The sequence below is a fragment of the Desulfovibrio inopinatus DSM 10711 genome, assembly GCF_000429305.1.
GTDB classification, from domain to species: Bacteria; Desulfobacterota; Desulfovibrionia; order Desulfovibrionales; family Desulfovibrionaceae; genus Alteridesulfovibrio; species Alteridesulfovibrio inopinatus.
On sequence record NZ_KE386878.1, the window covers coordinates 221,355 to 242,039 of the forward strand.

The 20,685-nt window shown below is 50.2% G+C and carries 22 protein-coding genes; 19 read left to right on the forward strand and 3 right to left on the reverse strand.

The genetic code is table 11. The features are described 5' to 3' along the window. The first annotated feature begins 65 nt into the window (after positions 1-65). From G451_RS0121600 to G451_RS0121615, 4 genes are all read left to right on the forward strand, one after another. Complete coding sequence (locus G451_RS0121600) at positions 66-716, forward strand: hypothetical protein (protein ID WP_027185876.1); 651 nt, start codon at positions 66-68, stop codon at positions 714-716. Between the two features lie 16 nt (positions 717-732). Continuing rightward, on the forward strand, positions 733-1,080 hold the full coding sequence (locus G451_RS0121605) for a hypothetical protein (RefSeq protein WP_027185877.1): 348 nt from the start codon (positions 733-735) through the stop codon (positions 1,078-1,080). A 91-nt stretch (positions 1,081-1,171) separates the two neighbouring features. Then, positions 1,172-1,723 (forward strand): single-stranded DNA-binding protein, encoded by a 552-nt coding sequence (locus G451_RS0121610; protein WP_027185878.1) that lies wholly within the window; start codon positions 1,172-1,174, stop codon positions 1,721-1,723. A 92-nt stretch (positions 1,724-1,815) separates the two neighbouring features. Then, complete coding sequence (locus G451_RS0121615; RefSeq protein WP_034643379.1) at positions 1,816-2,436, forward strand: 3'-5' exonuclease; 621 nt, start codon at positions 1,816-1,818, stop codon at positions 2,434-2,436. Positions 2,437-2,617: 181 nt separating this feature from the next. Here G451_RS0121615 and G451_RS0121620 read toward each other — a convergent pair whose 3' ends face one another. Together G451_RS0121620 and G451_RS0121625 are read right to left on the reverse strand one after the other, a co-directional pair. Further along, a complete protein-coding gene (locus G451_RS0121620) occupies positions 2,618-3,202 on the reverse strand; it encodes a GDSL-type esterase/lipase family protein (RefSeq protein WP_027185880.1) in 585 nt (194 codons plus the stop codon). A gap of 47 nt (positions 3,203-3,249) precedes the next feature. Continuing rightward, entirely contained in the window at positions 3,250-3,720 is a 471-nt protein-coding gene (locus G451_RS0121625) for a pyridoxamine 5'-phosphate oxidase family protein (protein WP_027185881.1), read from the reverse strand. A 65-nt stretch (positions 3,721-3,785) separates the two neighbouring features. Between G451_RS0121625 and G451_RS0121630 the strand changes: the two genes are divergently transcribed. From G451_RS0121630 to G451_RS0121700, 15 genes are all read left to right on the forward strand, one after another. Continuing rightward, a complete protein-coding gene (locus tag G451_RS0121630) occupies positions 3,786-4,520 on the forward strand; it encodes a TIGR04283 family arsenosugar biosynthesis glycosyltransferase (RefSeq protein ID WP_245587857.1) in 735 nt (244 codons plus the stop codon). Next, entirely contained in the window at positions 4,510-5,196 is a 687-nt protein-coding gene (locus tag G451_RS30960) for a TIGR04282 family arsenosugar biosynthesis glycosyltransferase (RefSeq protein ID WP_051261755.1), read from the forward strand. The genes G451_RS0121630 and G451_RS30960 overlap by 11 nt, the downstream gene beginning before the upstream one ends. Further along, the gene (locus G451_RS0121640; protein ID WP_027185883.1) at positions 5,183-6,010 is read left to right on the forward strand and encodes a DUF3859 domain-containing protein; all 828 of its coding nucleotides are present in this window, start codon (positions 5,183-5,185) and stop codon (positions 6,008-6,010) included. The genes G451_RS30960 and G451_RS0121640 overlap by 14 nt, the downstream gene beginning before the upstream one ends. Positions 6,011-6,115: 105 nt before the next feature. Further along, a complete protein-coding gene (locus tag G451_RS30965; protein WP_051261756.1) occupies positions 6,116-6,526 on the forward strand; it encodes a hypothetical protein in 411 nt (136 codons plus the stop codon). A gap of 44 nt (positions 6,527-6,570) precedes the next feature. Next, complete coding sequence (locus tag G451_RS0121650) at positions 6,571-7,359, forward strand: PTS system mannose/fructose/sorbose family transporter subunit IID (RefSeq protein WP_084448710.1); 789 nt, start codon at positions 6,571-6,573, stop codon at positions 7,357-7,359. Between the two features lie 195 nt (positions 7,360-7,554). Continuing rightward, entirely contained in the window at positions 7,555-7,893 is a 339-nt protein-coding gene (locus G451_RS0121655; RefSeq protein WP_245587858.1) for an HPr family phosphocarrier protein, read from the forward strand. Positions 7,894-7,913: 20 nt separating this feature from the next. Continuing rightward, the gene (ptsP, locus tag G451_RS0121660; RefSeq protein ID WP_027185886.1) at positions 7,914-9,701 is read left to right on the forward strand and encodes a phosphoenolpyruvate--protein phosphotransferase; all 1,788 of its coding nucleotides are present in this window, start codon (positions 7,914-7,916) and stop codon (positions 9,699-9,701) included. Between the two features lie 251 nt (positions 9,702-9,952). After that, a complete protein-coding gene (gene smpB, locus G451_RS0121665) occupies positions 9,953-10,414 on the forward strand; it encodes an SsrA-binding protein SmpB (RefSeq protein ID WP_027185887.1) in 462 nt (153 codons plus the stop codon). Next, positions 10,411-11,802 carry an FAD-binding oxidoreductase gene (locus tag G451_RS0121670; RefSeq protein WP_027185888.1) on the forward strand — a complete coding sequence of 464 codons (1,392 nt, stop codon included), beginning with the start codon at positions 10,411-10,413 and terminating at the stop codon, positions 11,800-11,802. The genes smpB and G451_RS0121670 overlap by 4 nt, the downstream gene beginning before the upstream one ends. Next, positions 11,803-13,011 carry a (Fe-S)-binding protein gene (locus G451_RS0121675; RefSeq protein ID WP_034643381.1) on the forward strand — a complete coding sequence of 403 codons (1,209 nt, stop codon included), beginning with the start codon at positions 11,803-11,805 and terminating at the stop codon, positions 13,009-13,011. A gap of 138 nt (positions 13,012-13,149) precedes the next feature. Then, positions 13,150-15,657: a preprotein translocase subunit SecA gene (secA, locus tag G451_RS0121680; protein ID WP_027185890.1), complete on the forward strand. Its 2,508-nt coding sequence runs from the start codon at positions 13,150-13,152 to the stop codon at positions 15,655-15,657. Positions 15,658-15,787: 130 nt separating this feature from the next. After that, positions 15,788-16,996 carry a bifunctional glutamate N-acetyltransferase/amino-acid acetyltransferase ArgJ gene (gene argJ, locus G451_RS0121685; RefSeq protein WP_034643383.1) on the forward strand — a complete coding sequence of 403 codons (1,209 nt, stop codon included), beginning with the start codon at positions 15,788-15,790 and terminating at the stop codon, positions 16,994-16,996. Positions 16,997-17,079: 83 nt separating this feature from the next. Further along, the gene (locus tag G451_RS30970; RefSeq protein ID WP_051261758.1) at positions 17,080-17,721 is read left to right on the forward strand and encodes an HD domain-containing protein; all 642 of its coding nucleotides are present in this window, start codon (positions 17,080-17,082) and stop codon (positions 17,719-17,721) included. A 4-nt stretch (positions 17,722-17,725) separates the two neighbouring features. Beyond that, positions 17,726-18,205: a metallophosphoesterase family protein gene (locus G451_RS0121695; RefSeq protein WP_027185892.1), complete on the forward strand. Its 480-nt coding sequence runs from the start codon at positions 17,726-17,728 to the stop codon at positions 18,203-18,205. A 91-nt stretch (positions 18,206-18,296) separates the two neighbouring features. Then, positions 18,297-19,130 carry a carbonic anhydrase gene (locus G451_RS0121700; protein WP_084448713.1) on the forward strand — a complete coding sequence of 278 codons (834 nt, stop codon included), beginning with the start codon at positions 18,297-18,299 and terminating at the stop codon, positions 19,128-19,130. Positions 19,131-19,209: 79 nt separating this feature from the next. On the opposite strand, the gene pyk is transcribed toward G451_RS0121700, so the two are convergent. Continuing rightward, positions 19,210-20,631 carry a pyruvate kinase gene (gene pyk / locus G451_RS0121705; protein WP_027185894.1) on the reverse strand — a complete coding sequence of 474 codons (1,422 nt, stop codon included), beginning with the start codon at positions 20,629-20,631 and terminating at the stop codon, positions 19,210-19,212. Positions 20,632-20,685 lie beyond the last annotated feature (54 nt).

The following is a 20,685-nucleotide window of genomic DNA, read 5'->3' on the forward strand; positions in this document are numbered from 1 at the left end:
GCCCGGCGAGACTAGGCTTCGGCCGCGTCGCTGGGGTGATACGAGGCTGTAATGAGTATATGACTATGATCGACGTCAAAGAGCTACTGGATGAAATCAAGGCCTCGCCTTTCGAAGAGATAGAGGTTTTGGCGCCGCATACCGGCGTGGTGGAATTTGCCGAGCTGACCTCGAATCAAAAAGTGGTTGGTCCGTCGGGAACTTGGCGTGAAAAGCCAGGCACGCTTTTGGCTTCACTGGAGCGGGAGCGTAATAAGAAGTTTATTCATGCTCAACTGAAAGGCGAGATTCAATCCATCAATATGGATTTAAACTCTCGCTTTGTTGAAGCGGGGACACCCTTGTTGACGATTCGTCACTTTCTTTCCAGTGACGAGGTCATCGAAACCATTCTCAAGCAAGTGTTATATTTGTTTGAGGCGCCTGAACGTGCTACCTATTATTTTACGCCCGATGTGGATAAAAAGATCAAAGCCTCGGGGAGCCGTACGGTGACCGTCATCGACGGGATGGAGCTGTTTATCGTATCTCGTATGAAGCGGGAAAAGCTCCTGCATTATACCGGGCCTGAAGGAAAAATTTACACGGTGTATTTCGAGCACAATCAAAACGTTGATGCAGGGAGTCCGCTCATTGGGGTATGCCCTGAAGATCAGGTCGGCCTCATCCAGGACGTGGTCAATCGGGTACAATCGGAATGGGAAGAGCGGGACTAGCCTGAAGGAGGGTGCCGTGGGGAAGTTTTTACAGATTCGCGTGTCTGCAACGACGTATGATCCGAGTGAGGTACAGCGCGCCTGGCCGCGTCTTTTCGGCCTGGTGACACCGAATAGGCCCACGCCACCCCACGAGCCGGAAGGGGTCCTTGAGCTGGTTGATGCCCTTTGGGACATCGTCCATTACGGTGATCTTGATAAAACCGTAAAAACCACGCTGAGTCCATTTGTCGAAAAGGCACTCGCCGTAAAAGAGCAGTTAGACAATGCACTTGCCGAACGTCGTGCTTCCCAAGCCGACACATTAACGTATGAACTGGAAGATATACTCACCGACATGGAGCGGGTAGCGCCAAAAATCTGAAAGCGCACGTCGTCGAGATGTGTTTGCAGATATTGCTTCAGCGCGCTATATTGATTCGATATGCAGAAGAACTCATTGAAGAGGAGAGGATATGGCCGGAAGCCTGAATAAAGTCATGTTGATTGGTCGACTCGGCCAGGATCCGAAGCTTCAGTATTTACCTTCGGGCAGCCCAGTGACCGAATTCTCTTTGGCGACCGACGAATCCTACACGAATCGCGATGGCCAAAAAGTCGAACAAACTGAATGGCACCGAATTAAAGTTTTTGGTCGGGTGGCCGAGATTTGTTCCAACTATTTGAGTAAGGGCCGCCTTGTTTATATTGAAGGGCAAATTCGTACCCGGAGTTGGGATGACCAACAGGGGCAAAAGCGATATATCACCGAGATTGTTGTTTCCGGACCGGGATCAACCGTCACGTTCTTGGAGTCACGCAGCCAAGCTGAAGGTGGGTATGCCGGTCGAGCCCCACAGCAAGGGCGGCAAGAGTATGGTGCCCCTCCGCAACGTCAACAAGCACCGGGACAGGCAAACCGCGCTCCTGCTGGACAAACTGCCAAGGCTCCTCTTTACGAGGACCAGGATGACATGGGACCGGCTTTCCCTTCAGAAGCCAGTGGAATGGACGACGTTCCTTTCTAACGTGCGAACAGTAACGTCGGGCTACGCAGGCACTTTCTGTGTGTGAGACATGGTGTCTCGCAAACCTCTTGTTTTATGATTCGAAGCTAGGCATGCATTTTCAAAATCTCATTGACGCAGAACAACTTGAAGAGTTGCAGCGTCAAGTCACCAAAGACGAAATCAACACGTTGCCTTTACGTCGTTATGAAGGGCGTGTTGAATATGTTCTATCTCAAGAACATGCCGATCGCGCCGCCGACGTACTGGAGCCCCAGGCTGTTCTTGGATTCGATACGGAGACACGGCCTTCGTTCAAGAAAGGCCGTTCGTATCCTCCTGCTATCTTACAACTTGCCGGTGTCAATGTAGTCTATCTCTTTCGGCTTAAAGCGCTACGTTATCCAAATCGAATTTGGGCACTGTTAGAGCGCCCCGATGTTGTGAAAACGGGGGTTGCCGTGCGAGACGATATTACCGGTCTTGGACGCATCCACCCACTTGACGCGCAAGCTTTTGTCGATTTAGGAGAAGTTGCGAGACATTGGGGACTCAAAACGAGCGGTCTGCGGACGCTTGCGGCCAATTTGTTGAGAATACGCATTTCCAAAAAAGCCCAGTGCTCCAATTGGAGCAAAGTCAATCTCACGAGACAGCAGATAGACTATGCGGCAACTGACGCCTGGGTCAGCCTTCAACTTCACCAAGCGATGAAGGGCCTACAGCTTCTGTGAGTGGCATTGTTTCACAGTTTTTTTGTCCGAGAGTCCAGAGGAAAGAGAAAAGATATCCTTTTCACGAGAGACGCTATCGCACCGCCTGTCTTTCCTCCGACTCATGTCTTCGCGTCGTGTTATCCCACGACAAAAGGCTGGATTTGTTCGACTTGTATCGTCATAAAGTTGTCCTTCTTCTCTAAAACCAGGACCGCCAACCCTTCCAATCTGCAATAATATCGGCCATTGCCGTATATCCATCTGCTTTAGGGTGAACTCCGTCGCCAATTTGTAAGTCATGTTGCCATGCTGCGGATTGGCCGAGCCTCTCATACACATTGCAGAAGGGAATATCGGTCTCCGCGAGGCCATTCGCATAGACAGAGTTGATTTCGGCGACTTGAGCATTCCGTCTGGGATCAGCCACGGGTGTTGGGCCGACGACGAGAAGAGGGTAACGGGGTGTTAACTGGTCAAGGATTTGCCTGAGGTTGGCAAGCGAATCGAAACTCGGGATGCGGGGAAGGTCACCCATAAGAAATGCATCGGCAACGCCACACGAGACAACAACTCGTCCATCGACACCGTCTGGCAGGCGATGGGTAATTTCGGGAAGAGCACGTTCCAGGAGCAACGCTGTGGTATCGGCACGTACCCCGAGGTTATATGCTGTCAGGTCGGCGAGTGATGGAGCTTCCCGTTTACACAATCGGCCAGGCCACCCGAGGAACTCAGGGTCTCCGATGCCATTGGTGATGGAATCTCCAAGAAAACAGATACGCATGGTATTCTCCTCTTCGTAATCTCTTGTGTTGGTCCTCGTCTTCCTTATTATGCGGGCAATGCTTCTTTTGATGCTTTTCCTATCATGGATGTAATCGATATCCGAATAACGGCGGTCCGTTGCATAACGTCATCGGGAAAATCATCATGTGGGCCGTTATGGTGCTTCATGATGACAGAGAGGCCATATTTTTTTTCATCCATTGATGAAAGAAACGTTACCTTTCCTTGTCCGGTCACACTGGAGAAGATCGTCGTATATCCGCACGCTTTGGGAGCTGGCTGGATTTCAGCTTGAGATACGATGCAAAAAGAGACATGCGGGTTCGCGTTGAGCAAATCAATTTTTTTGCCTTCCGTGGCGCTATGGATATAAAGCGCGTTGTCCTCATATCCAAAGTTGACGGGGACAATGTACGGAATGTCTTCGTCGTTTATGGCGAGATGGCAAATCTGCGCATGTTTGAGAATGTATTCAAGGGCGTTGGAATCGGTCACTTCTTTTTCATGTCTGCGCACAGGCGTCTTCCTTTTTTCAAGCGTTTCAGGCAGCAAAGGCGGAGCAATAATACAGGACAGTGGCAGTGAAGAGCAAGACCGGACCGATGCGAGAATGTGGGGGAGATATGGCCGTAACGTTTTCCGTTGTTGTTCCCGTGCTGGGAGAAGAGGAACACGTCAACAACTTCGTGGACCATATCCGAGTTGTTGGATACGGGAAGCCTGTTGAGATCGTCATTGTTGACGGGGCTGCCGATCGCGGAACCCTTGCAGCCTTGCATCGGCAGAACGTGACAACGGTCCCTTCGGGGCGTGGTCGTGGCAGGCAAATGAATGCCGGCGCGGCTCGCGCGCGCGGTGACATTCTTGTATTTTTGCATGCCGATACCCATTTGCCGTCAGGAGCATTCGAGGCCATGGAGGATGCTATTCGTCGTGGAGCGGGTTGTGGAGCCTTTGATCTCGGTATTCGTTCGAGTCGTTGGGCTCTTCGTCTTGTCGAACGGGTGGGAACATGGCGTTCTCGCCTCACACGTCTGCCATATGGTGATCAGGCACAATTTTTTCGACACGATGTATTTGACGCGCTTGGAGGATTTGCTGATATTCCCATTATGGAGGATGTTGACATTATGCGGCGCGTTAAACGGTCGGGCATAAAGATGGAGATTCTTGGAAAAAAGGTCATGACATCGGCAAGACGTTGGGAACGCGAAGGAATTTGGGCATGTACGTTTCGCAACTGGTTGTTGGTGGGATTATACTTTCTTGGTGTTTCACCGCAGAAATTATCTCGGCTCTATCGCTATGACGCATGATGCCGTTGCCAAGAATCCATGCCGTGTACATTTTTTTATGCGGTTGCCCCAGCGGGGTCGGGTCAAAACACGTCTCGCCGCGACGGTGGGACATGATCTTGCGCTGCATGCGTATGAGGCCTTTGTTTTGGATATGCTCGATATGCTTGAGCGCCTTGGCTCCGGAGTGACAACGACAATTCATGCCGATGATCGTCCCCTGCGCGTTGAAGAATGGTTGCATCTACATGGGAAAACGCGATGCAAGACGATTTCTCAAGTTGGAAACGATCTCGGCGAACGCATGTATAAAGCGTTTGAATGGGGATTTGCTCAGGGAGACCAACGAGCTGTATTAATCGGGAGTGATATTCCACAATTGCAAACACACGATATACAGTCAGCATTAACGTGTTTGGAGAAAGCTCCATCGGTGATCGGTCCGGCGCTTGATGGGGGATACTATCTTATCGGGTTCCAACGCCATGCACTACTGCCTGAGGTGTTTTCCAATATGACATGGGGTACAGGGCAGGTTTTTGAGGAAACGATGAAACGATTTTCTCGCGCAGGTATGTCGCCGGTCGTAATGCAAACGTACCAGGATGTTGATACGTGGGCCGATTTGCGAGCAGTAGATGAGGAGCTTGCTCCTCGAAGTGCGGCCGTCGTGGAGCAGATTCATGACTCGATGTGAAAAAGAACGGTTCAGCATGCTCATGAATGCGTGTTGGCTTCTGTGCGTAATGTTGATTGTGTTAGCCTCCGGACACGATGCCTATGCTCAGAGTGCATTGGTCGATGGAGTGTTGGTCACGGAATCCGGCACTATCGCCGCGACCACTTCCCAAAAGGGACTTGGTGATATTCGGTTTGTCGGGCATGCGTCCAAGGTCCAGGCCAGTTTAGGGACAGGATTTGGCTTTCGATACACGACATCGGGACATCCCGACGGCGCTCCGATCATATTGACGGTGGCCCTCAAACACCCGCCAATAACAAACCCGGCAACGGGTGAAGCAACAACGGGGCAAGTCTATCAGCTTCAATCGGCCGTAGGACGATCAGAAGCGGAGTATTTTGTCTTTGAAAAATCCTATGAGCTTGTTCCCGGACAATACGTTTGGCGTATTTTTAATGGCAAACTTCCCCTTGCCGAACAGACCTTTGTCGTTTCGGTCGCATCGGAAGGAGCAACGTCGCAAAAGAACGCATCGCCCCCGCCAAAGCCTTCCCCAATTCGTTTTGTTAAAACGCATTTTCTCCGTGTCTCCACCATGGGACAAGCCGCTTTCTTGGCTACGGAGAAAGGGGAGTTCATGTTATCAGCCAAAGAGAATCCGGAATTCTATATACAAGTGGTCGATGTGGTCTCGCGTCTCGCATCAGGAGAGGACGTCACCATCTATTACAGAGAACCCAAAGCACAAGAACGCTATGGTGAACTGATCGGCATCAAAACGCCGTTTTTCGGAGTGTTGGGAAAAACGGATAGTGCAAATCATAAATAGGCCTACTTTTTTCTTTGAAAAGGCTGGCCGCTCTATGTATGATTCGTGATGGTTGGACTGTGTGAACGGTCTCTGCAATGAATTTACAACGAGGAGAAAGAGACGGTGTCGAAACTGCAGTGGAATTCTCATCGGGGTATGGCGTGGTTTTCTCGGACCGTCATGGTGCTTGGCATTGCTGGCATGATGATGTTGGGATCGGTACTGCATGCCCAAGCCAAGTGTTCTACGATCAAGTTCAAGCGAGGAGCGTATTCGGCGTCTCTTGAAAATGGCATCGCTCGTGGCGAGCATGCTTGCTATGAGCTTGAAGCCAATGCCGGTCAAATGATGGAAGTGATTGTCTCCTCTGTTGAGCAAAATGCAGTCTTTAATTTGTATGGTCCAAAGGGCGGCCTTATCACAAGCGATGCGGCCAATTGGCGTGGTCGTCTGGCTGTTTCGGGAAACTACAAGATTGATGTCGGAGCCATGCGCGGCGGGTCGGATTATAAACTGACCGTCATTATCCAATAAGTCTTTCGGAGGGGCTTGCGCCAAGATCTGGGTTCGAAGTCTTTATGCGCAAGACGATGGAGTATGCCGCCATGTCAGGGGAACCGAATTTTTCGGTATTATGTCAAACGTTCTTTCGTTGCTATTTTGTCGGAGCAGCCTACAACTCCAAAGGGTTGCAGAATATTGGCCTCGCATACATCATGGAACCGGGCCTCAATAGCATTTATTCCGATCCGGCAAAGCGGCATCGCGCTTGGCGGCGCTATACGTCGTTTTATAATACGCATCCCTTTTGGACACCGCTTTTAGTGGGGGTGTTTTTATTTATGGAAATCAGGATTGCCCGAGGGGTCATTCCTGAAACCACGTTGCAAGCCATTAAAGACACGCTGGTATATACACTGTCCGGTGTGGGGGATGCTTTTTTCGGAAGCGCGCTTATTGGGGTATGGTCCATTGGCGCGACAATATTGGCAATACATGGAAATCTGGGCTGGTTCATTGCGTTAACGATTTTTCTTCTCGTTGCGGCACAAGTTTTCAAAGCGGTAACATTTTGGCTTGGATACCGAGAAGGGTATAAAGTCTTGAATCGGCTCAAACGGTGGAATTTCATCGACTGGAGCCGTCGATTGAAAATTTTTAACGCCGTGCTTTTGGCTGCTTTATGGTATTTGCTCGCCCGGCCGTTTTCTTGTGCTGGAAATTGGGCAATAAGCATTCTGCTGATTGTAGGCTCGGCTGTGGCAATGAAACGTTTTCCAATTCCCCGTGAACTTTTCGTCGCTGCCCTGGTGATTGCATTTCTTGTGGCGGGAAATGATGTTAGTGTATGTCTTTTTGGAGACTGATTCGGTGAAGTGCTTGACAAATCAGGATGATGTGGAATTGTATGCACTGTCAGCATCAACATGCCGGGAAAGAGAAGTGTTTTTCGGCACTCGTCACACGCCAATGCGTGTCAAAATGAAAAAAAATCTAGCCTGTCCTGTTGTTTTTGGGATCCGTGAAAAACATCCGGGCGGAAAGTGTGCCCGTGCAATATTATGAATGATTCTATGCACAGTGAAGAGTTAGCCTCGGAAACCGGTCAGGTCGGCGTTGTGGCCGAGAATGGAGCTGGAGTATGTTCTGTTCAAGTTTGCGTCATTAATGATCAAGGGCTGCATGCCCGTCCTGCGGCCAGGCTCGCACAGGAGGCACAGAAGTTTAAATCGATGATAACTTTGTGCCAAGCTGATACCGAAGTCGACGCAAAAAGCATTCTTGATATTCTGACGTTGGCCGCTGGCCAAGGATCCAATCTGGAGTTGCGTGCAGAAGGCGACGATGCCAGTGAGGCTTTGGACCATCTTTCCGAAATGTTCAAAAACCGGTTTCGTTAAACATAACAAGGGCACCCGGCGTGGCCAAACATATTCTTCGTGGTATTGCCATTTCTGTGGGGATTTCCATCGGAAAGGCTTTTTTTCTCAACCGGTCGCACTACCGGATTCTCCCTCGTCAAACGTTGTCCCAAGCGGCGTTGCCTCATGAAGAAGCACGTCTTGAGAACGCTTTTCGCGACGCAGATTCCGAGTTAAGCGCTATTCGAGAGCGAATGCCTGCTGAATTACGTGATCATGTTATGATCATTGATTCGCATCTCATGATTTTGCGTGACCCCAAGTTGGCAGGCAAAGCTATAGGTCATGTCAAGGAACTCGGAATAAATGCCGAATGGGCTTTGGAAAAGGCCGTAGCGGAGATTGAAGAAGCGTTTAATGCTTTGGATGATCCGTATTTTCGCGAGCGTGTTCAAGATGTTCGCCTTGTGGCCGAGCGGGTGATGGCCAAGCTTGCCGGCGATACCGAGGAAATGCGTGCTATTGAATCTCGTGTCGTTCTTATGGCGTACGATTTGACGCCAGCCGATACGGTAGAGATGGAAACGTCGAAGATCATGTCATTTGTCACGGTTCAAGGTGGCAAAACGTCGCATACCGGTATTTTGGCCCGTTCATTGGCGATTCCGGCGGTGGTTGGCGTAACCGAACTCGAAGACTACGTCAGCGATGGCCAGCTCGTTATTGTCGATGCGCTCAAAGGAATTATCCTTGTTGAGCCGAGCGAAGAGGAACTCGCTCGTTATTCTGACCTCAAATATAAATTTGAGGATTACCAGGCTCAGATTTTTCGTACCTGCCATTTGCCCGGGGAAACCATCGATGGGTATCGGGTTAAGGTTTTGGCCAATATCGAGCGCTTCGAAGAAGTCACCTCCGCTATCGATAATGGAGGCGAAGGCATCGGCCTCTATCGGACCGAGTATTCGTATCTCAACCGCAAGACCTTGCCGACGGAAGACGAGTTGTACGAAGAGTACAAAGACCTTGCTGCGATTATGTCTCCCAAGCGAGTTGTCCTCCGAACGCTTGATCTGGGTGCCGACAAATTCATGGCGCATTTTGGCACGTTGGAAGAGCAAAATCCGGCTATGGGATTGCGTGCCATCCGTTTTTGCCTGCGCCATACCGATTTGTTCCGGACACAAATGCGTGCCATTTTGCGAGCAGCGACGACCGGCAATATCGCCATCATGTTTCCCATGATTTCGTCATTGAGCGAAGTACGACAAGCGATGCATCAACTGCGTCAATGTGTGGCTTCGTTGCGAAAGGATGGCATTGCTCACAATGCTGATCTTCCTATCGGTATTATGATTGAATTGCCCTCGGCGATTATGATTGCCGAGGTTCTGGCTCGGGAAGTCGATTTTTTCAGTATCGGGACGAACGATCTTATTCAATACACATTGGGTATCGATCGCACAAACCGGTATGTGTCGCACTTATATCAACCGTTGCACCCGTCCATTGTCCGCAGTATCAAACATGCCGTGGATGCTGCCCACCAGGCAGGCATCGAAGTCAGTTTGTGTGGAGAAATGGCGTCTGATCCGTATTGCATCCCGATACTGCTCGGCATGCAGATCGACACCATTAGTCTCAATCCACAGGCTATTCCAGGCATTAAGCGCATTATCAGACAAACGACCATGGAAGAGTGTAAAAGCCTCCTCAGGCAGGTTCTTCAGAGCACTGCGGTCAGCACTTCCAACCATCTTGTTCAGAATCGGATTTTTCAACGTTTTCCCGAAGAATTGACCTTTTTCTCCTCCTTATTGGATACAGAAGAAGTCCCTTTGTCCTGATCAATGCCAAGACTCCGATTTGCCTTGTCTGCCCAAGATGATTATACGACACTATTCTGGATTATATACAAAGAGGTACTGCAACAGGCGGATATGGGATACGCGGCGTTATTGCAATGATTGTATCGTCTGGATGCATTCTGAGTTTTTCGACTTCAACGCGGGCAAGATATGACGCCGTGAGCACAGTGAACCACTAGGTGTGGTAACGCTTCGTTCAGTCTTTTTGTTTGCCAAAGTGAGAGTATGTTATGAAAAGTCGTGGGGAAAAGGTGATTGGCGTCAATAAAAAGGCGCGGCACCTGTATGAGTTCCTCGATAAATATGAAGCTGGCTTGGTACTTGTTGGACCTGAAGTCAAGTCGCTCCGTCTCGGACGTGTCAGCTTCAAAGACGGATATGTCAAATTTAAAGGGAACGAGGCCTATTTAGTTGGCGTTCATATTGCTCCCTATGAACATGCCGGCCGATACGATGGCCACGATCCGGAACGGGAACGAAAGCTTCTGTTGCATGCTGCGCAAATCCGACTCTTGAAGAGCAAGGTGGAACAGCGCGGGCTGACCGTTGTCCCGGTCCGGCTGTATTTTTCAGCAGGGAAAGTCAAATTGGAAATCGCTCTTGCACGAGGCAAAAAAGTCTACGACCGCAAGGAAGACCGCAAAGACCGCGATCTTAAACGCGATGCAGCACGGGAGCTGGCGAGAGCATGAGCGACGTTTGCCCCGGGCTTCGCGACAATCAGAAAAAACGGCTGGAGTCGCTATTCGATAAAAACGATGCACTGTTTTCTCATGAAGAAACAGCCGTTTTTGGGTCCGATGCCAGCCGATTGTTTTCATTGCCTGCTGCAGTTGTCAGACCTCGGGATGAATCCCAGTTGCGGGAACTGTTTCAGTTTGCCCACGAAGAAGCCATTCCTCTCTATCCGCGGGGCAGGGCAACAAATGTTGTCGGTCTGTGTATTCCCGACCCCAAAGGGATTGTCATCTCCACAGCCCATTTGAATGCGATTCTCGAAATTTCAGACGATGATTTCATTGCACGTTGCCAACCCGGCGTTGTGACGGCCGATTTGCAGGCCGCGTTAGCCAAACATAAACGGTTTTATGCTCCAGACCCGGCAAGCAAAAACTTCTGTTCCATTGGAGGGAATGTTGCCACGGGAGCGGGGGGCATGTCTGCCGTAAAATATGGTGCAACGCGTGACCATATCCTTGGACTGCGAGCGGTTATTCCCGGGGGAGAGGTCATCGTGACGGGAAGCCGTACCCATAAAAATGTTGTTGGCTATGATTTAACCAAGTTGTTTGTTGGTTCCGAGGGTACACTCGGTTTTTTTACAGAAATTACGGTCAAACTGCTTCCTTTGCCAGAAGCGACGGCGTCGGTTTTGGCAGGCTTCCTCGGGTTGGAAGAAGCGCTTATTGCCGCACAGGCATTATTTGCGGCCGGAGTACTTCCAACGGCGATGGAGTTTATGGCCGAAGATGTGCTGGATGCGCTCAAGAGAGTCGGTCCCATGCCGTGGTCTGACGAGGTCCGCGCCTTGTTGTTGCTCAAAGTTGATGGTTTTACCGATATTTTGCCTGCCATTGCTCTCCGTCTTGCTGATATTTTGCGTCGATCCAGCGCCGTTTTTGTGGAACGGGCCGACACACCCGCTGAAGAAGAAAAATTGTGGGAAGTACGCCGGCTTATTAACCAGGCATCATACAATATTGCACCGGATAAGATATCGGATGATGTCACTGTGCCACGGGGAAAAGTGCCGAAAGCCGTGGGACGCATCAAAGCCATTGCACGGGAAAAGCGACTCCCGATTCTTGTTTTCGGTCATTTGGGTGACGGGAACTTGCACGTTAACATCATGCATCACGCGACGAATCCTGATGAACGTAAACGAGCGCTTGAAGCCAAAGAATTGGTCCTTACTGCTGTGATTGAACTCCAGGGGGTTCTCTCCGGAGAACACGGAGTCGGGTTGACCAAGTTGCCATATCTTTCGTTGCAGCTTGGGGCGACGGAGCGAAAACTTATGCGTCGCATCAAAGCGGCGTTCGACCCGAAAGGTATTTTGAATCCCGGCAAAGGAATTTGAATGAAATCTCAAAACGGATCGACCTTGCAGCACAATGTCGCAGAGAAAGCTATCCGCAAGGACTGTATCCTCTGTGGGAAGTGCCTTGAGGTCTGTCCGCTGTTTAACGCGACAGACCGAGAAGAGTTTTCCCCGAAAGCCAAGTTTCTTTTGCAGAAGCTTTTGGACGAAGAGAATCTCTTGCGGGAAAAGCCGGCCGTGGAATTGGCGGGTTTATGTCTTTCTTGCGGGAAATGCGCGAAGGCTTGTCCTCGTGGCTTATGCGTGCCCGATCTTTTGAGTGAAGTCCGAAGTCGTCACCCCGGTTTTGAGCATTTTATTTGGAAAACGTGGGTAGAAAAAGCGCGCTACCTCTGGCCGGTCATGAGTTCCATCAGTCGCCTTGCTCCGAATCTCCCTTCGCTGGCCACACAAGGCATGCTTGGTCGGTTGACCAATGTCATGTCTGACCTCAAGGCATTGAACAAGCAAAATCGGATTGAACCATGGCTGCGCCTGGTCGGTGATATGTCACTCCGGTCAAAAGAGCCTGTGGCTCTGTTTCCGGGGTGTGTCGCATCGCATGCACATACGGATTGGCTGGATACAGCCCGGCGTCTACTTGCACATATCGGGGTAACGGCATTACCCATTTCTGACTTCACCTGTTGCGCTAATACGCTTGGTCATGCTGGCCTTAAAGATGCACAGCACGGCATGCAGCTCCAGAATCTTGAAGCTTGGCGTCGAGCTGGCCGTCCCCGTCTCACAACGTTTTGTGCCACCTGTGGGAGTGGATTGCGGGGATATACGGGATTCGATTTAGGCTGGCAGGATGGTGAACGGGAACTGTGGCTTTCAAAGATGACATCCCTTGCACAAGAGCTTCAAGGAATTCGTTTCGAAGTGCTGGACAACGCGCCACACCGTGTGCTTTACCACAAGCCTTGCCATGGGACCGGCGGAAATGACGATCTTGCATTGTTGCGAGCCGTTCTTGGTGAGCGACTTGTCCATAAAGACAAGAAATCCCTGTGCTGTGGATTTGGCGGAATGTTTAAGTTGAGTGCCTCGTCCTTGTCCAATCAAGTGGCTGAAGCCTGCTGGCAATTTCATGATCCGGGTCCGGGAGAACAATTATTGACCGGGTGTAGCGGATGCGTGGTCCAACTTAAATCCACAGCCCCCAAAGGAAGTGTCGCCGGCCACTGGCTGGAGATCATCGGATAATATCCGAAATGTTTTTTTGTGGCCGGACCGTTTCCGGCCCCGTTTGCCGCTTGCAAATTTTTCGACCCATTCTCCATGGTTTGTTTGCCTGGAAATGCAAGAGGAATAGAATGTAGCGGCGTTTTTCAAGGAGAAATCATGCTGAAGACCATTGTCAATAAAGTCATCGGATCCCGCAACGATCGTTATTTGAAGAGCTTGCGCCCGATGGTCGATGCCATCAATGCGATGGAAGAACAGGTCCAGTCTTTGTCTGATAACGGCATTGCCGAACGTATTGCCGAATTGCGTCAAACTGTGGCCAATGGCCAGACCCTGGATGCGATTTTACCTGAGACATTTGCGCTGGTCCGGGAAGCGTCCAAACGTGTTCTCGGCATGCGCCATTATGATGTCCAGCTTGTCGGGGGCATTGTGTTGCACCAAGGCAAGATTGCGGAAATGAAGACCGGTGAAGGGAAAACCCTTGTGGCAACGCTGCCCGTTGTGCTGAACGCTTTGACGGGGAAGGGGGCGCACCTTGTTACAGTCAACGATTACCTGGCCAAGCGTGACGCCGAATGGATGGGACAACTCTATAATTTCCTTGGGTTGCGTGTTGATACTATTGTTCACGGCTTGACGGATGCCGAACGGCAAATTGCGTATGGTAGTGATATCACCTATGGGACCAACAATGAGTTCGGCTTTGACTATCTGCGCGACAATATGAAGTTCTATAAGGAACAATTGGTTCAGCGCGATCTGCACTTTGCCATCGTCGACGAAGTTGACTCCATTCTTATTGACGAAGCCCGAACACCTCTCATCATTTCCGGTCCGTCCGAAGATTCGACGACGCTCTATGGCCGCATCGACACCATCATCCCCATGCTCAAGAATGAAGAGCATTTCTCCGTGGATGAAAAAGCAAAGACCGTCATCCTGACCGAGGAGGGGGTTGCTCGGTGTGAAGAAATTTTGCAGATCGAAAACCTGTACGACCCGGCCAATATCAGCTTGCAGCACCATGTTTTGCAAGCATTGAAAGCCCATCGTCTTTTTCAGTGTGACGTCGATTATATCGTCAAAGAAGGGCAGGTTGTTATCGTCGATGAATTCACCGGTCGCCTTATGCCGGGGCGGCGTTATAGTGACGGGTTACACCAAGCATTGGAAGCCAAAGAGCATGTGAAAGTCGAAGCTGAAAACCAGACATTGGCTTCCATTACGTTCCAGAACTACTTTCGTATGTACGACAAGCTTGGTGGCATGACCGGGACAGCCGATACCGAAGCTGTTGAATTCAAACAGATTTATGATCTTGAAGTCATTTCCATTCCGACAAACAAGCCCATGATCCGTAAGGATTTTCCCGACGTTATCTACAAGAACCAAGACGCAAAGTTCAACGCTATCGCTGCTGATGTGAAAGAACTGTACAAGATCGGTCAGCCTGTTCTTGTCGGGACCGTCTCCATTGAAAAATCGGAGAAACTCGCCGGCCTGCTCAAGAAGAATGGCGTTCCCCATGAAATCTTGAACGCCAAGCAGCATGAACGTGAAGCGCAGATTGTTGCCGAAGCCGGTCAGACCAAAAAGGTCACCATTGCGACTAACATGGCTGGTCGTGGTACCGACATTGTCTTGGGCGAAGGGGTTCGAGAGGTGGGAGGTCTGCATATTCTTGGTACGGAGCGCCATGAATCTCGCCGTATCGACAACCAGTTGCGCGGTCGTTCGGGTCGTCAAGGCGATCCGGGCAGCTCACGGTTCTACCTCGCGCTTGATGACGATCTCATGCGACTTTTCGGTTCCGACCGCATTGCCGGCATTATGGATCGATTGGGCATGGAAGACGGGGAACCGATTGAAAACAAGATGGTCTCCAAAGCCATTGAAAATGCTCAAAAGCGCGTGGAAGGCCACAACTTCGAGATACGCAAACAACTTCTCGATTTCGATGATACCATGAATCAACAGCGCGAAGTCATCTATACGCAGCGTCGGGAATTCATGGAAGCCGAAGACCTGAAAGAGACTCTTGATGTCTTTATCGAGGATTTACTTGATGATATTTATGCTCCCGTATCTGATCCCAAGAATCCGCCGTCACCAGAAGTGATGGATGTTTTTGCTGTACAGATCGAGGATGCTTTTGCCATTCGTATCAATGTGGAAACGGATGGAGTGCCACCACTCGAAGACTTGCGACAATTTGTTCAGAACCGATTCAGCGAATTGGAGGCGAGTGCAGATGGCCACGTAAACGAAATCATTCGTTTCTTCTTCATGGAAAGTCTCGACCGGCATTGGAAGGAACATCTGCTTAATATGGACCATTTGCGTGATGGTATCGGTCTGCGGGGATATGGTCAGAAAGACCCAAAACAGGAATACAAGCGTGAAGGGTTCGCGTTGTTCCAAGGGCTATTGGAAACCATCAAAGAGTCGTCGGTCAAAGCGCTGTCTCGTGTGCGGATCAAAAACGAGGTCAAAGAAGAAGAATTTACGCATAAAGACACGACGGAAAACCTTAATTATTCCGCCGATGCTGCAGATGATGCCAAGAAAAAGCCAGTGAAGCGCGAAGCACCGAAAGTCGGCCGCAATGATCCGTGTCCATGTGGTAGCGGGAAAAAATTCAAGAAATGCTGCGGAGCGTAACTTGTCCGTCGATGTGAACGTTGCCGTTTGAACAGCTCGTATTGACGATATGAAGTTGGGTTTGGCAATGTAAATAATTCCCCGTCTTTTGGGACAACCTTTTTGAATGCGAACGGATAGAGGCAGCATCATGGGAAACAAAGACGATTCGGTTATGGCCGTTCCCCAAGGATACCGGTTCGCCAGTGTGGCCGCCGGCTTTAAATACAAGAACCGGCATGATCTCGGCGTGATTGTCAGTGACACTGACGCAGTCGCCGCCGCCGTGTTTACGACCAACCGTTTTCAGGCCGCTCCTGTATTGGTCGGCCGCGAATTGATTGATAGCGGAAAGCCGCTTCGTGCCGTCATGGTCAATGCTGGATATGCCAATGCCTGTACTGGCGACCTCGGGATTGCCAATTGTCGAGAGTCCATGCGTATTGCGGCGGATGTTTTCGGACTTGCGGCTGAAGAGGTTTTTCCCATGTCGACCGGCGTCATCGGTCCGCAATTTGACATGAATGTTTGGCGAGAAGGGCTCTCGAGACTGGGAATCCGTGTAGGTGACATGGGCCCGGTCGATGTGGCCAAAGCTATTATGACGACGGATTCTTTTCCGAAACTCGCATGGGCCGAGGTCATGGACGAGGACGGACATGTTGTCCGCATCCTGGGCATGGCCAAAGGTGCCGGTATGATCAGCCCGAACATGGCAACGATGTTGGCAACCGTGATTTGCGATGCTGAAGTTGATCCAGATTGGTGGCAAAAGACCATCTCGGCATGTGCGGACAAGAGTTTCAATTGTGTTACGGTAGACGGGGACACCAGCACGAACGATACGTTGGTTGCGTTGGCGAACGGCGCGTCAGGTATTCGCTTTACCGATCCTGCTGGTCAGGAAGCGTTGTATGCCGCAGTCAAAGAAGTTTGCCAGGCGCTGGCCTATATGATTGTGGAAGATGCCGAAGGAGGAACCAAAATCATTCGCGTGCGCGTGGAAGGTGCAACCTCCAACCGCGATGCCGAAAAGGCCGCGCGAACCATTGGCAATTCTCCACTGGTGAAGACGGCCATCTTTGGAGCCGATCCCAACTGGGGACGGATTGTGGCTGCCCTTGGCCGTTGTGGAGCCGATTTTGATCCGTCCGAAGTCAGTGTGAAAATTGGCGGTATTCCTGTTTTTGAAAACGGAACCCCCGTCGATGTCGATCTCGACAGTCTTTTGGCTCCGCATATGCGTCGTCAGGAAATCAAAATCGATTGTGTCATCGGGCAAGGTTCTGGACGTTATATGCTGTTGGCCTCAGATCTGACGCATGACTATATCCGCATCAATGCGGATTATCGCAGTTGACGTCGTTTTATATACGATGAACTTCAGGCATTGGCCACGCCTGGCGTCTATTCTTGGCGTGGTCAATGTTTCGGGATAATGGAATGAAAAATGAGCATCAATGCACTGCTCCCGATCAGTTTCAAGCACGTGATCGGCTGACTCGTTTGGCCGATTTTATTTTTGAAGCCGGGATGCTGCGCAAAACTCCGCGAACCGGATATCAGTTTCTTGGTTCGGGTGCGGAAAACGTTGCCGAGCACAGTTTTCGGACTGCGGTTATTGGATATATACTGGCTGACATGGCCGGAGCCGATCGGCTCCGTACGATGGAACTTTGTCTGTTTCATGATTTGCACGAAGCTCGTACTGGTGATTTCAACTATGTTGCGAAGCAGTACAATTCCTGTCGTGAAGGAGCTGCTCTTGCCGATGCTTTGGCGGGGACCGGGTTGGAAGAGCCTGTGCTGGACTCCTGGAAAGAGTTGGAAGACGCTGAGACCTTTGAAGCCAAACTAGCTCAGGACGCCGATCAAATCGATCTTATTGCTAATCTTAAAGAAGAGCTCGATTTGGGCAACCGCTATGCAGAGAAATGGATTGATTGCGCACTGAAGCGTCTCAAAACAGATGTCGCTCAGCAGTTAGCGCAACAAATCTCTGTTGTTGATCATACGGACTGGTGGTTTTTGGCCCGCGAACGATCTTGGTGGGAAAAGAAAAACGGACACGACAAAAGCGAGTAGACACATGCGCATCGCTGTGATTTCCGACACGCATATGGCCGATCCCGATGCATGGTTTGATCAGTTTTATACAAATCACCTCGAACCGGTCGATGCCCTGATTCATTGTGGAGATATTACCGGAAGTGGAATCTATAATTACCTGCAGAATCATCGGCAATTTTATGCTGTGGCAGGCAATATGGATGCCTTCGGTATTGGGAGTGAGCTTCCAGCAACACTAACGTTGACATTGTCCGATAAAAAGGTCGGTGTTGCTCATGGATTCGGCTATGGGGAACGCAGTAGTTTAGGGTTTTCTGTCGCGGCAGCGTTTGGTGAAGACTATGACCTTATCTTGTATGGTCATACGCATATGCCAGAAATTGTACGCAAAGGGACGACCACTATTATTAATCCTGGAACACTGCGACAATATAGCGGAACATTCGCGTTGATTGATTTGAGTGACGAGGGAATCACCGCTTCCATTGTTTGTGTGTAAAAAATCGTTTTTCTCTTTGTCGTTCCTTGGTATGAGTGCTATTGCTATTGCATCTCTGTATAATTTGGACATGAAAGACAAGGAGAAACCGATGAAGAGATTTCATTCTCAATCTGGTGCTGTGACCTCAAAATTTCTGCATGGGATCATAGTTATCGCTGTTGTCGGTATCAGTCTGCTGCTGTTGCACGCGAGTATGCCTGATTCGGCTTCGGCCACCAAACCAAGCCCAAAAGAAGTCATTGATATTCTGAAGGTTGGCAACGAACGATTTGTTTCCGGAACATCTCAACGTCCCCATGCAGACGCTGAACGGTTAGCGCTTGCTGGGAGCGAAGATCAGGGGGACCATGCCATTGCCACCGTATTGACGTGTTCCGATTCTCGGGTGCCTGTTGAAATTTTGTTTGATGCCGGGGTGATGGATATTTTTGTCATCCGCGTCGCCGGGAATGTTGTTCAAACCGATGAAGCCGGCTCCATTGAGTATGGCATTGCGCATGTTCATACCCCCGTCATGGTTGTTTTGGGGCATACGCAATGCGGCGCTGTGAAAGCTGTCACGCAAGCGGCTCTTGGTGAAGGCCATGAGCTTGAGCGAAACATTCCTCCGTTGGTTGCCCCCATTGTTCCTGCCGTCAAAAAAGCTATGCACGATCATCCCGATATGAAAGGCATGAGCGTGATCCCTGCTGCAATCGAACAGAATGTCTGGCAGAGCATTCGTGATTTGTTCATGCAAAGTCCCACAGCTCGGATATATCATGCCGAAGGCAAATCCAAAGTTGTTGGCGCAATTTATGATGTGGCGACAGGCAAGGTACGGTGGCTCCCGGAAGGGAAGGTCGATAGTATTCTCAAAGAGGTCGAAGCCGATCCCAACCGTGCCATGAATGCAATGGCCGAAGGCGAACACCACGAGTAGTTTTTCCATTTCAATATACAGAAATACCAAAGCGTCCAACAGGGCGCTTTGGTATTTCTACGACAGTCGAATGTGAAGTCTATTTGTAGTAGATTTTAATATTGTTTGTTCCTGGATGCGGCTGACCTGGTGTCGGTTGACCCGCCGTGAGAATGATCGCCTGATTGCGTTCGAAATCAGGGGTGTCTTCAACAAAGTCTTCCACTCGTTTCATATGTCCACGATTGTCATGCTCAATGAGGTGAGGGGTCACGCCCCAACTGAAATTGAGCCCCCGCAAAACCTCCTCGTCTGTTGTAAGTGCGTGAACAGGTTCCTTGGGACGTCGTGAAGACATAAAACGGGCCGTGAGCCCGCTCGTACTATGACAGACCATGGCCGGACTTTTCATATTTTGAGCAAGGAGGCAGGCGGCATAAGCAAGATATTTCGGAACGTTTTGACCTTCCCCCGGTGGATAGGGTGTGGGAATACGTTGTAAATAATATCCAATCGCGTGGTCGGCGATATTGTGCATGACTTTAACCGTACCAACAGGGTGACGACCAACCGCGGTTTCTTCGGACAGCATAACACAATCAGCACCATCCATAATGGCGTTGGCAACGTCCGTGGCTTCGGCGCGCGTCGGGATAGGGTTGTCCACCATGGAAAGCAACATTTGCGTTGCGACGATGGACGGTTTTTGTGCGTGCCGGCATGCCCGAATAATTTTTTTCTGAATTACCGGGAGTTCTTCCAACGGGCATTCCAGCCCCAGATCACCACGCGCCACCATGATGGCATCGGCGACTTCAAGGATATCGTCCAGTCGGTCCACCGCATTGCGCCGTTCGAGTTTAGCGACAATGGGGAGGTCTTTTCCGTGTTTTTGCATTTCCTTACGTAAAAGCAAAACGTCATCAGGACTTTGCACAAAGGAAATCGCGAAGGCGTCGATGCCAACATCAATACCTTCGTGGACATCGCGAATATCTTTTTCCGTCAGTGCAGGAAGAGGGTGATATTTTCCAGGAAAACAAATTCCCTTATTCGAAGTCAGCATCCCGGCGTTTTGCGCATGCAAAGCGTAGAGGCGATCTTTCTTTAAAACTTCGCTGACTTTGAATTGTAACAGCCCGTCACTCAGATTTACCGGCATGCCGACACTCAGACCGGCAAGCAGTTCTGGAATATCCAGACTGATGAATGGTCGGTCGACAAATGGCGCGTCTTCTCCCGGAGCACCAAGGAACAGGGTTTCGTCCTTGAATACTTGCCGGGGAGAATCTTTCACCTCACCGATACGTATTTTAGGACCACATAAGTCACCCATCGCTGTGATGGGGAAGCCGAATTCTTTCTCCAACTTCCGTACGGTCGCAATGTGTGGAGCAAATGCCGCCGCGTGAGAGTGGGAGAAGTTAAAACGAAAAATTCGTACTCCAGCGTCCACCAACTCCCACATGGTGTCGGGGTGCATTGAAGCTGGCCCAAGGGTGGCGATAATCTTAACGTGCATGAACATCCCCTTTCATGGTTGGTTCAACAACGGATGTATCTTATGCCATAGACC